This is a genomic window from Colwellia sp. Bg11-28, from assembly GCF_002836245.1.
Taxonomy (GTDB): domain Bacteria; phylum Pseudomonadota; class Gammaproteobacteria; order Enterobacterales; family Alteromonadaceae; genus Colwellia; species Colwellia psychrerythraea_A.
The window spans coordinates 1385448-1399925 of sequence record NZ_PJBA01000006.1 but is presented as its reverse complement, the minus strand read 5'-3'; the positions used below and the strand labels follow the sequence as shown (position 1 = coordinate 1399925).

Here is a 14478-nt window from a genome sequence, read left to right as displayed (position 1 = left end):
CTCGAAAATGGGAAGTTGTTTGATCAGATTGGTATAACACTAATTATTCGAGATTTTTAATGATTTATCTAGCGATCACTACGCTAATTTGGGCTTTTTCCTTTGGTCTAATTGGTAACGCACTCAAAGGTCTTGACCCACTTCAAATAGCAGATACTCGCCTGTTACTTGCGCTAATTGCTTTTATTCCCTTTATGAAATTCGGTAATACCAACGGGAAGGAAAAACGGCAGTTGATATTGCTTGGCGCACTTCAATACGGTGTAATGTATACCTGTTATCTTTCCGCTTTTCGCTATCTACCATCACACCTTGTCGCGCTATTTAGCGTACTTACGCCACTTTATATCGTTATTATTAACGATCTTAGACAACGTAGTTTTACCCCTTGGTATTTAGTGGCCACTGTTCTGTCTGTTTTTGGTGCCGCAATTATAAAAATGGGCAATATAGATTCAAACGAAATTTGGTTAGGATTTGGTTTGATGCAAGTAGCTAATCTGGCCTTTGCTTTTGGGCAAGTTTATTATCGCGATTGGAAAAGAAGTAGAGCACATATTACTGACAGCTCTATTTTTGGTTTTTTATACCTAGGTGCAGCCATTTTTACTACCATTGCTACGCTATTAATTTCTCAGCAACCACCTATTCCATTGAACGCAACACCAACACAGTGGTTTGTTTTAGTGTATATGGGGATAATTGCCTCAGGGCTTTGTTTCTTCCTTTGGAATAAAGGCGGAACTCAAACAAGTGTTGGTGTATTAGCAACATTCAATAATGCGGTAGTACCACTGGCTATGTTTGCTTCCTTGTTTGTTTTTGGTGAAGCTAAAGGGGGAACACCAGAAGAATTAGTCAGACTTACCATTGGATCACTGTTGATAGTGTCAGCGCTGTTGATTGCAAAACGAAAATAATGAGCTAGTCTCCGTTGATTGTTATTCATGTAGTATCACACCCACAACTAAAAGTTTAATAGATTACTCCTAGTAAATTGCCATACTGGCTCCAGTATGGCTTAACCAATCGTTCCTTTCTCATCTAATACCATCGAGCCATCGATTTTTAGTCTTTTTTATTCGGGCTGTACAAAATAAAATCAACCTCAAACCCTTACTCTAATTGACCAGATAGAGTGTTTTATTAAATATGTTTATTTTATATGCACTTAGTAGTTGACTATTTGGTCAATAATAACAACAATCTTACCGTTAAATAACAAAACTGTAACATTTATCGTTCAGAATCAAGTTGAAGTTTTAACCAATAGAAGTACTTTTTTAACGTAAATTCATTGAAAATTTGGAGAAATGAAATGAAGACTCGTAAGGTAGTGCCAAGTCTATTTTTTGGCAAAAATAAATTAAAATTAAACTCGATTGCACTTTGTGTTGCTTCAAGCTTTGTTAGCTACAGTGCTTTAAGTGCTGAAACACTGTGGTCTGAAGACTTTTCTGACCCAGCATTAACCAATAAAGGAGCAGTTTATGAAACCATCGATATGGACGGTGTTACTCGCTGGTCTATTGATGTTACTAATGCACAATTAACAGCAAACAGTGATTGGTTTAAAGTCACGAATAATAAAGTCGAAGCAAGAGATGTAGATGGCAGTGTAGATTGGCTATCGGAGAAAATTGATATTCAAGGCAAGCAGAATATTAACATTTCTGTGTTAGCAGAAGAAAGTGGCACCCTTGAATCAGCTGATTTTTTTGATCTTTCCTATTCAATAGATGATGCGCCTTTTGTTAAGGTAGAAAACTGGCAAGGTAAAGGCAGCAGTAGTCACACATTGATTGATGACTTTACGTCTGCAGCCATAACACAAAGCATTGCAGAAGGAAGTACTCTTCAAATTAAAGCTTCTATGGCAAACAACTCTGGCTCTGAATATATTCGTTTGGATAACGTAATCGTTACTTCTGGTGTTGAAGATGGAGGAGGTGATAGTAGTCAAGGTCCAGTCACAGATGCTTGTTATAATTGCCCAGACTTAAGCACTATAGAAAATGCAGAAGACTTTGTTGATGCTACCTATTATGCCGCTGTTTTTAACGCCATTGATTCTGTACAAAGTACCGAGGTTATTCGAACCAACATCAATGAAGTCATCTCAGCAAATCATAAGCAGTTAACCTATTCAGAAGCATGGACAGCATTAACAGTTACTGATGAAGACCCGATGAACCCTGATAATGTTATCTTATTTTATCGTGGTATTTCTAAAGCAAAAAATTCCAATGGTAGTGGTTCACAATCTACCAACCCTGATAACTGGAATCGTGAACATGTTTGGGCGAAAAGTCATGGCTTCCCAAGTTCTAGCGCGATGGCTTATTCAGATATTCATCATTTAAGACCTACTGATATATCCGTTAACTCTTCAAGAGGTAACTTAGATTTTGATAATAGTGATGCACCATTACCAGAATCTCCTGAAAACCGCGTAGATGGAAATTCTTTTGAACCAAGAGATGCGGTCAAAGGTGATGTTGCCCGTATCGTATTATATATGGATACTCGTTATGCCGGTTTAGATTCTGTAACACCCGACCTGCAAGTAGTTGATACCTTAACCTCTGGCGGTGAATCCAAGTTAGGTAAGTTATGTACCTTATTGGCATGGAGTGAATCAGATCCTGTCGATGAATTTGAAATTAATCGAAATAATAAAATTTATGAGTTTCAAGGAAATCGTAACCCATTTATTGATCACCCAGAGTGGATTTCAACACTTTACAGTGCGTCATGTTCAGATGTTGACCCGATCGACCCCGTTGACCCAGTAGATCCGCCAACGCCAGGGGCTGATTTATTTTTCTCTGAATACGTTGAAGGTTCAAGCTTTAATAAAGCAATAGAGATTTATAACCCAACAGATAGTACGGTTTCATTAGAGGACTATCAATTCAAGCTTTATTCAAATGGAAGTCTTACCGCTACTGGTACCTATACATTAACGGGTGAACTACTTGCTAATGATGTGGTGGTACTTGGCTCTAGTCAAATTGCAGATGATAGTTTATTAGTACCATTTATCGACCATTTTGTAAGTGCTGTTAATTTCAATGGTGATGATTATGTAGAGCTCGTACATGGCGATACGATTATCGATAATATTGGTACTTATGGTGTGAGAGAAAATTGGGGTAAAGATACTTCATTACTACGTTTATCTTCAATAACATCAGGTGATACCGACCGAACGGATGAATTTATTAAAGCAGATCAGTGGCAGTCAAATCCTAAAGATACTTTTGAAAATTTGGGCTCACATCTCGCTGATACTTCTCCGACAGATCCTGGTACAGGTGAAGATCCTGTTATTGGAATGTGTGGTGATGAAGCTGACAAAATTAATGTAATTCAAGGCAGTAACAATGACTCAACCGTTATTGGTGAAGTTAAAGTTATTGAAGGCTCTGTTACGTCAGCCGTGCCAAGCTTAAAAGGCTATTTTGTAGAAGAAGAAGCAGACGATACTGATGCTGATTTGATGACCTCTGAAGCAATATTTGTTTACTTTAATAACATTGCTAACTTCCCTACAGTTGGCAATAAAGTAAGAATACTTGGTACCATCAAAGAGAGTTTTGGCCGTACCCAATTGACGGCGACAACAGACTTTATTGATTGTGGTGTTGGTGAATCAATTGAGCCTACAACGGTATCTTTACCGGTTTCAAGTATTGATTATTGGGAAACTATCGAAGGCATGTCAGTTAGCTTTAACGATACTTTGAAAGTTAGTGATACTTATAATCTGGCTCGTTTTGGTCAGCTAACGTTGTCGAATGGACGCTTGATATTACCTACGAATATTTATAACGCAGGTAGTCGACAAGCGATTGATTTAGCGGATAAAAATAGCCGAAATCGAATCACATTAGATGATATGAACAATGCGCAAAACCCTGATAATGTGCCATTTCCTGCACCAGGACTGAATCATCAAAATACTTTACGTTTAGGTGATTCGGTTACGGGTTTAACCGGTGTGATTGATTATAGTTTCAATCAATATCGTGTGTTGCCAACAACGACACCACAATTTAGTGCGACAAATGTGAGAACAACACAACCTGAACTCGATGAAGGTGGCTCTTTAAAAGTGGCAAGCTTTAATGTATTAAATTACTTCAATGGTGATGGTGCAGGTCAAGGTTTCCCTACTGCGCGAGGGGCAGATACGTTAGAAGAGTTTACCCGTCAAAGCAGTAAAATTGTTTCTGCGCTTAAAGAAATTAATGCAGATATTGTTGGTTTGATGGAGTTAGAAAACGATGGTTTTGACAGTAACTCAGCCATTGCAGATCTTGTTACTCAACTTAATAATCAAGTTGGAGAGGGTACATATGCTTATGTGAGCATTGACCAAGCGGGTGTTGGAAGCGATGCAATATCAGTAGGCATTATTTATAATCCCGCCACCGTCGCACTGGTAGGAAATGCTGTTACGTCAAATCAAAGTCCTTTTGATTTTGGTAACCGTCAACCGCTAGTACAAACGTTTAAAGAAATTGCGACAAATGAAGAGCTAACCATTGCGGTTAATCACTTTAAGTCGAAAGGAAGTTGTGGAAGTGCCTCTGGCAATAATCTTGATCAAGGAGACGGTCAAGGGTGTTGGAATGAGCTGAGAACTCAAGCTGCCAATGGCTTAACGGCTTGGTTAAACACAAAACCTACCGGCACTAACGATGATGATTTCTTAATTATTGGTGATTTGAATGCCTACGGTAAAGAAGATCCCATTAATGCGATTACTCAAAGTAATTATCATAACTTAGTCGCTGACCATTTAGGCCGTGCTGGATATTCATATAGCTTTGGTGGTGAAATTGGTTATTTAGACCATGCACTTGCTAGTGATAACTTAGCTAGCCAAGTAGTTGATACTACCGTATGGCATATCAATGCTGATGAGCCTCGTATATTTGATTACAACACCGAATATAAATCATCAGAACAACTTTCAACTTACTTTGCTGAAGATGCGTATCGAGCATCAGACCATGATCCTGTGATTGTTGTGCTGAAATTGCAAAGTGCGGTTGAACTTGTCGGTGATTTTGATGGCGATGCAGACATAGATCGCAATGATGTGACTCAATTTTCTATGATGGTTCGCCGTGGTGAAACAGGTGATATTCAACATGACTTTAATAACGATAGTGTCGTTAACAGTCTAGATGTTAGAGCATTAATGTCTTTATGTACTCGTTCGCGTTGTGCGACAGAATAATTCATTCAATAAATTTAAAAGGAAATAACCATGAAAAAAATAATAATGTTAATAAGCATGCTTTTAGTCTCACTCAATAGTCAGGCGACATTACTCTCAGTAGAGCTAAACCAAGATAGTGACGTGCTTACAGCAGATTTTATCATTAGCGATATTGAAGAAGATGGTTTGGGTTTTAAAAAGTTATTAGCGAGTTTTGATTTTACTCTATCGTGGGACAATTCAATAATAGATTATGTCTCTAACAGTTTTGGTAATAAACTCAATGTAGGTGTTGCTGGTAGCGATCAAAGTGTTTTTGATATTATGACTGACAGTATGAGTTTATCTGAAATTAGTTATGCTTGGTGGGATGAACTTTTACCAGTGCAAGATGGATTGAGCCAATTTGTGTTAGCGAGTGTAAATTTTAACGTTACCAGTATTGGAACGGATACATTGAATTTAACGAATGTGATTTTTGGTGATGAGTTTGGTGCCTCTTTCGCCGACGTTAGCAGCAATAATGCTTATTTTACCGTTAATTCTGCAGGTCCTGTTGATGTACCTGAGCCAATGACAGTGGTCTTAATGTTAATTGCGTTAACGGTGTTAGCTCGAAAAAGAATAATATAATAATTAGTTTTTAACAATCAACACTAATTTGAAAGGTTGAATTATCTACTTAATGCTGGCCCTAACATAACTGTTAGGGCTTTTTTATTACGTGCCAACAGTAAAAAACAGACAAAACATTTAAGTGAACACCATTAATAGTGCACAAGTAAAAAGTTTAACAGCAGGGCGCTTATCACCATTTTCCGGGCTAAATAGTATTGTTATTGTTGTTTATCTAATCAATTATGATGAAATTTAACGATAATGACAAAGGGTTCAAATCAAGTGCACTATCGCTACAAGCCCTTATTAATGGTACCTTCAGGCTACTTAGCCTAAAGTACAACCTGTCTCTACGTGAATTCTACTAAAGTTTGCTTGTCATTACGGGTGATTAATTACGTAGCACGCTGTTTTATTTAACACTCTCAGTAATAAAAAAGCAAAACAATTAAAGTATAATTCTGAGTAGCTACATTGTGTTTAGCTAGTCTACCTTTCTGCGTTTACCGCTTTCTGCACGTTTCTTGTTTTCACTCTGAACATAAACAGTATCCGTTGTTGCCATACTGGCATGACCAAGATCTTCAGAAATATCTTTAAGAGGGCGCCCACGTTCAATTTCCATACTAGCTCCGGTGTGCCTTAACCAATGGGCAGAAGCTTCTTTGAGTTTTAGTGCTTTGTTTTCACCTTCTGATCTGCGCATATTTTCGTGTGCTTGGTCGAAAACACTTTGTACTAAACGTCGTAAATGTCGAGATGTCATGCCGCCTTGACCACGGACTTTTTCAACAAGAATAGAATTTTCATTGCTTGAGGGTAAACCTAATAAACCACGAGAAGCACGATAACGTTCTAAAAAGGGTAAAAAGTCGATAGGAACCGTAATATCACGTAATTTTCGGCTTTTACCAAAGATTTTAAGCCACCAGTTTTCATCGTCATCTTGCCAAAAATGCCCCATAGTTGGTGACCAGTTAGGACGCTCGGATAGCTCTGAAATCCTTAAGAATAGGGTTTTTAAGGACGCTATTACAAATAAGTTTCGTTCAAACATTGCATTTTCATCAGCCATTTCAACAGCAGTATCTAAGACGAATTGCCATTGGCTACCGGTTAAACGTTTGATTTCTTTAACTTGAGAGTCGATTATAAAGTGGCGACAATCTTTTTTAGCAATTTGTGCAGGGTTACCAATACAAAAATCTTCAGCCATCAGGTAATTATAAAAAACGATAATGGCGGTAAACATTGATGAAAGCGTTTGTTGTGATGGACGATACTTTTTCTTATCAATGACGAATTGTGACTTTAAGCTTTTAGGTGCTTGAATCTTGTATGGAAACCAAAGTTCATTAGCAGCTGAATATCCATTGGTTATTTTAAAACGTTCTTGATTAGATGTGCCAATCCAATCAACTGGTGGCTGCCAACAAAAGTCAGCATATTCTAATAAGTCTGATTTACGTAATTGGTCGATTGGTTTTTTCTTTACAATGAATGACCATAAAAGAAAACGTTCAACGTCATTCCTAAAGCGCTCATAAGTATGTGCAGATTTATTTCTGCCAATGTAAGTAAGGAAAATCTTTCCCCAGTTAAATTGTTCAAGCCACCAGGGTTCATTAGATGAAAATATTTTATCTAACTGAGGATAGTCATCAAAGTCGAAATCACATAAATCAATGTATGGTGGATATAAAGGAACGGGTTTAGTTAATAACATTATTTGTAAAACCAAGCAGATAAGGCAGTTGAAGCTAGTTTAAATCATTATACTCACTATGTCCAATACTGAAGAGTATCGGACATAGTGAGTATGTTTTATTAAAGAGTGGTTGTCCCTGTCATTATTCAGATTAAGAAAAGTTTAATAATGGCACCCGATCTTCATTTAGAGATATCAATTTACTACTTTTAACCGATGGCTAAAATATTATAGGTAATACTTTTTCTTAATCCCTATTTCAAAAAATTATATCCTTATGGTTAGAACTTCCTATATAACTACTTTGAGTATAATCAAAATGTTTTAGAAATCATTTAACATTTTACTCAGCTAGCATTACCAATAAGTTAGCTTTGTATTGATACAAAACAGCCCGTATGGAAGTGTTTTATTCAAAATGCCATTTAAAACTTAACAAACTTATTTTTCATGCTTTCGATATTTTGGATCCGTCCAACACTTTGGTAGTTCTTCTCCTGAAAGAAAGATTAAATCCATTTTATTAAATTCTTGCGGATCTTGTAATTCTTCACCTACTTGATAAGTTCCTAAAACTTTATAGTGAAATAAATTAGTTAAATCACAAAGGTTTTCTACATCTACTATATCGCAGTTATTTCTATTTTTTAAGAACATACCAGTCTCCTATAGAACAAAGTGTTTCGAGCTTTTCAATACCATTAAAGTATATGCCAAATGGTTGTATCTGTGGCTAGATGAATACCTATTTACTATAGTCTGAGCGTTTATTTATTCACCTCAGACAAGTAAACCATTAACTGAAATCACTATCCTCATTTTATAGTGTTTCATAAAGAAGTTTAGTTTGATTTAGGATATTTTTCCTATGCGTATACCTTTGTCTTTTACATGTTAACTCTTAGGACAATAAGCTTAACAACAATTCTAACCACTAAATGAACTCTACTTCCTTTATTACGTGTATTAAAAAGCCTCAATAAAGAAGCTTAGATAAAAATATAATAATTTTTCAGCTGGTTTATTTATTCGACTGACTTAATACAGAATCTGCTCATGCTTTAGTATTTGAATTATATTTATCACTTTTTAGTACTTCGTTTTGCCAAATTTTTATCAGGTTGGCTCAAGAATTAGTTATAACCTCGGATATAATTACAAGTGACAAAATCGTTAAAAAGTGTCTCGTAAGAGCCTTTAAATGGCAATGCCTCAACCTTTAACTTCTCATTATTTGTTAGTCCGTTATGCTGATCTTTTTTTGTTGTCTGCACTATTTCCTGCAGCAATAGACCCTTATCCATTCGTTCCTCCATTTTCGTTAATTTTCTTACCATAGCGTTGATTATATTCAGTTTATTATGCACCATCAAAAAATAATTCGATGATGCATCGGGTGATTAGTCAAGCAGTCTTACAATCACAGCAGTACCCATACCACCGCCGATGCAAAGTGATGCCAGTCCTAACTTGTTACCCCGTTTTTTCATTTCATGGAGCAAAGTGACTATGATCCGGTTACCAGAGGCACCTAATGGATGTCCTAACGCAATAGCACCACCATTAACATTAGTGCGTTGTTTGAGGTTATCCAAATCTTCATCGTGCTCAACACATAACTGCTTCATCACACCTAATGCCTGAGCAGCAAAGGCTTCATTGAGTTCCAGCAATTCGATATCAGAAAATTTAAGATTGGCTTTAGCTAGTGCCTCTTTAATTGCCGGCACAGGACCCAGTCCCATCACGGTTGGATCGACGCCCACTTGAGCATAACTCACCAACTCGGCGACAGGCTTAAGCTGATGCTGATCAACAGCGCCCTGCGAGGCAACTAAAATTGCAGCCCCGCCATCATTAACACCTGAGGAATTTCCTGCGGTCACTGTGCCATCTTTTTTAAAGGCGGCACGCATCTTAGCTAAAGATTCCTGCGAGGCATCCTGGCGCGGATATTCATCGGTATCCACTACAGCAGTCTTACGACGCACCATTACTTCAACTGGTACGATTTCATCGCTAAACTTACCGGCTTCTATGGCGCTAACGGCACGGCGCTGGCTTTCTAAGGCAAATGCATCTTGCTCTTCACGACTAACACCGACTTGTTCCGCAATATTTTCGGCGGTAATGCCCATGTGGTAGTTATTAAAGACATCGGTCAGGCCATCGGTGATCAGCGAATCAGATAACTCCAGATTGCCCATTTTGCTGCCAAAACGAATATCTGACGTCACGATATAAGGGAACCGTGACATATTTTCACCACCACAGGCCATCACAAGGTCGGCATCACCAGCCTTGATGCGTGACGCTGCATCCATGACAACTTTCATGCCACTGCCACAGATCATGTTAACTGTATAAGCTGGTATTGTCTCGGGAGCACCCGAAGCAATGGCGGCTTGACGTCCAGGCCCCATGCCCTGCCCAGCAGATATGACGTTACCCATGATCAATTCATCTAATTGATCCGGATTGACATTGGCCTCAGCCAAGGCGCCTTTAACGGCCGCTGCGGCCAGATTAGCGGCCGGCACCGATTTTAATGCCCCGCCAAAACTTCCAATTGCTGTACGCTTTGCTGATACTAAATATACTTTATTCATCAATAATTCCTTTATTAAGTCTGTAAGTTTGTGGTGCACTGGGATTAGTGCATGTATTGGCCGCCATTAATATTAAGCGTTTCACCTGTGATATAAGCCGCATCATCGCTGGCTAGGTAGCTGACTGCCTTGGCAATTTCTTGCGGCGTAGCCAGACGGCGCAGTGGAATTTGCGCCTTAATAGAATCGAGAATTTCATCTTTAAGAACATTAACCATTGGCGTGGCCGTATAACCTGGGGCAATCACGTTGACTGTCACGCCACTACGGGCAGACTCTAGCGCCAATGATTTTGAAAAACCGATCATTCCAGCTTTAGCTGCGGCATAGTTTGCCTGGCCAAATTGGCCCTTCAGGCCATTGATAGAGGAGATATTGATAATGCGCCCGCTTCCTTTCTCACACATCGGGTTAAAGACAGGCTGGGTAACATTGAACAGGCTGTTAAGATTGGTGTTGATAACATCGTTCCATTTATCAAAAGTCATGCGTTTAAAAGCAGAATCTCGAGTAATGCCGGCATTGTTAACCAAGACATCGATAGTGCCATAGTCCTGCATTACTTGCTTTAATGTCTCACCGCAACTTATTGAATCTGTAACATCTAGGGACAACAGATTTAGCTTAATTGAGTCAAATGATTCATCTTCAAGCCATTGCTTTGCGACGTCTTCTTTGCCCGGCCGATGAGTAGCCAATACTTTATAACCATCTTTTACCAACTGACGACATATCTCCGTGCCAATTCCACCGATAGCACCAGTAACTAAAGCAATCTTCATATTTTCCATAACGAGCCTCCATAGCTTCTTAAAGTAATATATTATTCTCATTCTCAGAGCTTAAATTAATTGCCGACATGGCAATTAGCCCCGATGGTTTATCTAAACGTTAATTTACAGTACACCCGACAACTTCTAATATCACTTTCTTCCAGGCTTGCTACTACTTTTCTCCAAACCCAAGCACGTTTCCTGTGTTTTAAATACAACTCCAGTGCGTCTTTCTTACAACCTTTGTATAACTTAACAATGGTCTGTGACGATATTATGACACTAATTTTTATTTGATAATTTCAGTGCCAGAAGGTCAGGCTAATCAGTTCAAGTGGTTTTATTAACGCATTAAACAGCATGTTCTTACCGCGCTCACTACCCCACGACTAACAGTATTACAATTATCACGCCATAATTTAACCTATTGTTTTATAATGAGTAATATTTTGTTTGTTATTATTTAATAATGAAACTGGGAGTATATAGTGCGTAATATCCAGCCGATGCACTAATTTAGCGCCTGTTAAATTGATGCCTGCACGGTGGGACCATAGGGTAACGCTGTTATCGTTATTTTTAATTAAAAGCAATAAAAAATTGCTCAGACTGGTCTTAATTCAGGTGAGCGAAATGGAATTGCGCTAGTTACAGCGGTGATCTGGCTGATGGTGCTTTAACCTGATTTTGTTTACAAAGAGGGAGTGAAATACTTTGATGTAACGTTGAGGACTGAGTTTATTGAAAAGACTAAATACCTGAATATTTTTCACAAGTAATAACATCGCTATCACCATCCATTTTTGTGTTCGGGCAGTAATTAATAAAGTACTCTGATCCTTCGCGTGATGTCATTTGGCTACAATGTTGTCTGCAGTCACAGGAAAATTGTGTTTTGCTTCAAAACGAAGTGAAACTTCATACTTAGCCACCCTGCTTCTATGCTATTTTATAACCTTAATATTTCATGATATTTGGCTACATCAACATCGAACTGAGTATGTTGCATTAAATGATCACGCATCGACTCACTAGCCTCGGGCTCACCGTGGACTAATAGAACTTTAGTTTTGGGGTGTAATTTTGAAATCTGTAACCACTGGGTTATATCTTCATAATCACCATGTCCCGATAATCCATTTAATACTTCAACTCTTGCTTTAACTGGCAACCACTTTCCATGTATTTTTACATTATCCTTTCCAGCTAACATTTTGGCTCCTCGGGTACCACCAGAAAGGTAACCTGTGAATAATACAGTGGTACGATAATCACCTAATAAGCGTTTTAGATGATGCAAAATTCGTCCACCAGTCGCCATGCCGCTGCCTGCTATAATAATATGAGGCATAATCAATTCAGATAATGCTTTTGATTCATCTACTGTTCTAGTGAACGTTGCAACATTGCACATTTCAAGGCATTCTTCGTTGCTCAGCCGATTCAAATCAAAATGTTCACAATAAATATTGAAAACATTGATCGCCATGGGACTATCAAGATAAACAGGTAACTTAGGAATAAGTTCTTTTTTCATCAACGAAGCCAGCATATGTTGCACTGCTTCGGTTCTACCTACGGCAAAACTCGGTATTAGAAGTGCGCCTCCTTTTTTAGCTGTTGAATTTACAATTTCAGCAAGCTGTTCAAAAGCATCTTCTTTATCATGTAGTCGATTACCATAAGTTGATTCAAGTAGTAACAAATCTACTGGAGGAAGTGGTTTCGGTGGATACATTATAATATCATCGGGACGGCCAACATCACCTGAAAATCCCACACGTTTCCCATCAGCTTTTAGGATCACACTCGCGGCTCCTAATATGTGCCCAGCACTTTGCAGTTCTATTTCTATATCGCCAATTATAAATTCTTCATTAAAATCCACTGCTTTAAACAAGGATAGACATGCCTCAGCTGTTGCTTTGTCATATAAAGGTTCCGGATTTTCATGTCTACTTATTTTGTGTTTCCCATAAAATTTTGCATCGTCTTCTTGGATATGACCACTATCGGGTAGCAAAATAGAACATAAACTAATCGTAGCTTGATGAGCATAAACATGGCCACGGAAGCCTTGTTTATAAAGAGCGGGAATGAATCCTGAATGATCTAGATGTGCATGGGTAAGTACTATGGCGTCTAAGCTTTTTAAATCTAGGGGTAATGGCTCTCGGTTACGAGCTCGGAGCCATTTATAACCTTGATATAATCCGCAATCAACCAAAATTTTGGTGGTACTTGTTTCTACAAAATATTTTGAACCTGTGACTGTTCCAGTACCACCCAAGAATGTAATATTCATCAATAATCCTCACTAATTGTTAGATAACCGGTTCTCTATGATCGAAATTAACAACAGGAAAATAAATCATGGAACCAATACAATAGGTACGCTGACACTATGAGCAAGTTTATTCGCGACACTACCAAATAAGGTATCAACAACAGAAGATCTTCCCTGGCGACCAACAAATATCATATCGGCATTTGTAACCTCAACTTGTTCTTTCAATATAACTGCAGGATCTCCCCAAAGTAATTCAGTGGTAATATTCAGCGATAAAGTGTTATATTTTTCAACCAATGGCGTGATTACTTTAGCTTTAACGGTCATTTCTTCTGCTTCTTTATCTAATAAAGGAGCAGCAGCACCTTCGATGATCATTGGGTGTATATATGGCCAATCTATCACAGTAACTAACTTTACTTTAGCATGAGTTTTTTCCGCTAAATGAATAGCTCGATCAGCTGCACGTTCTCCCCACTCACCTCCATCAACGGCAACGAGATATAATAATTTACTCATTTTAATTCTCCTTATAATTAGTTATGAATATGATTTATTTAACCCCCTCGTTATAGCCATAATACGGATAATCACTTCTTCTAAAAGGAGTTAATTCATAATTAGACTGTAAAAATGTCACTAAGTTTACTAATTCAGTGACTGTCATCACATCGTTATAAACTGTCATTTTAGAAACTCCATCAGTTTGAATACTATTGAGTTTATAGCCTCTTGCAAACTTATGAGATGGATTTATAACTGAGGTAAGTAAATCAGCGTAAGTTTTCACTTTTGTTGTTGTACCACCAAGGTACACCGAGAATTCGGGGTTATCATTTTGCTCAGATAACGGCTCTAATCCATCTATACTATGACATGCTAAACATTGGTATTTTACAAAGACTACCTTGCCTTCTTCACTATTGCCTTCGGGTAAACTAAAGCCCTTAGGCGATTCAGGTCCTAAATCACAGCTGAATAAACCAACTGCAACGAATGCAAATATAGATAATGTTGAATATTTCATATTCCCTCCTAGGTATAAATATTTAAGGAATACTAATATCTTAGTTTGCTGTTTGTTTTTTAGACAGTAACTACTTTTCATTATCTTGAGGTAGATCAATATTTTTTCTGTTAACTTGAAAAATCGCAGAAAAGTAAAATTTCCGTTGGTTGGTCGTTTCGAGTAACGTTACAGAGATATTATGCTCACGTATGTGCTCTTGTTGGCAACCTAGCAGGTG

10 protein-coding genes and 1 pseudogene are annotated in these 14478 nt (G+C 38.0%); 3 read left to right on the top strand and 8 right to left on the bottom strand.

Features of this window, described 5'->3' with window-relative positions:
* Positions 1–59 precede the first annotated feature (59 nt).
* The 3 genes from CXF79_RS13285 (at position 60) to CXF79_RS13275 (ending at position 5866) form a co-directional block, all read left to right on the top strand.
* A complete protein-coding gene (locus CXF79_RS13285; protein ID WP_101155455.1) occupies positions 60–920 on the top strand; it encodes an EamA family transporter in 861 nt (286 codons plus the stop codon).
* A gap of 398 nt (positions 921–1318) precedes the next feature.
* Positions 1319–5251, top strand: coding sequence for an ExeM/NucH family extracellular endonuclease (locus CXF79_RS13280; protein WP_101155453.1), 3933 nt, complete (start codon positions 1319–1321; stop codon positions 5249–5251).
* Between the two features lie 30 nt (positions 5252–5281).
* On the top strand, positions 5282–5866 hold the full coding sequence (locus tag CXF79_RS13275) for a PEP-CTERM sorting domain-containing protein (RefSeq protein WP_101155451.1): 585 nt from the start codon (positions 5282–5284) through the stop codon (positions 5864–5866).
* A gap of 469 nt (positions 5867–6335) precedes the next feature.
* Here the strand turns inward: CXF79_RS13275 and CXF79_RS13270 are convergent, their stop codons facing one another.
* The 8 genes and pseudogenes from CXF79_RS13270 to CXF79_RS13230 all read right to left on the bottom strand — a co-directional run bounded on the left by CXF79_RS13270 (position 6336) and on the right by CXF79_RS13230 (position 14258).
* Positions 6336–7577, bottom strand: coding sequence for a tyrosine-type recombinase/integrase (locus CXF79_RS13270; RefSeq protein WP_041736950.1), 1242 nt, complete (start codon positions 7575–7577; stop codon positions 6336–6338).
* Between the two features lie 423 nt (positions 7578–8000).
* Complete coding sequence (locus CXF79_RS13265) at positions 8001–8216, bottom strand: acetyltransferase (RefSeq protein ID WP_101155449.1); 216 nt, start codon at positions 8214–8216, stop codon at positions 8001–8003.
* A gap of 743 nt (positions 8217–8959) precedes the next feature.
* Positions 8960–10168: an acetyl-CoA C-acetyltransferase gene (locus CXF79_RS13255; protein ID WP_101155445.1), complete on the bottom strand. Its 1209-nt coding sequence runs from the start codon at positions 10166–10168 to the stop codon at positions 8960–8962.
* Between the two features lie 44 nt (positions 10169–10212).
* Entirely contained in the window at positions 10213–10959 is a 747-nt protein-coding gene (locus CXF79_RS13250; RefSeq protein WP_011043433.1) for an SDR family oxidoreductase, read from the bottom strand.
* A 732-nt stretch (positions 10960–11691) separates the two neighbouring features.
* A pseudogene (locus CXF79_RS13245) lies at positions 11692–11829 on the bottom strand (excalibur calcium-binding domain-containing protein); the annotation flags it as partial.
* Positions 11830–11890: 61 nt separating this feature from the next.
* The gene (locus CXF79_RS13240; RefSeq protein ID WP_101155440.1) at positions 11891–13246 is read right to left on the bottom strand and encodes an MBL fold metallo-hydrolase RNA specificity domain-containing protein; all 1356 of its coding nucleotides are present in this window, start codon (positions 13244–13246) and stop codon (positions 11891–11893) included.
* Positions 13247–13312: 66 nt separating this feature from the next.
* The gene (locus CXF79_RS13235; RefSeq protein ID WP_011043430.1) at positions 13313–13750 is read right to left on the bottom strand and encodes a universal stress protein; all 438 of its coding nucleotides are present in this window, start codon (positions 13748–13750) and stop codon (positions 13313–13315) included.
* Positions 13751–13784: 34 nt separating this feature from the next.
* The gene (locus CXF79_RS13230; RefSeq protein ID WP_011043429.1) at positions 13785–14258 is read right to left on the bottom strand and encodes a hypothetical protein; all 474 of its coding nucleotides are present in this window, start codon (positions 14256–14258) and stop codon (positions 13785–13787) included.
* Positions 14259–14478: the final 220 nt, after the last annotated feature.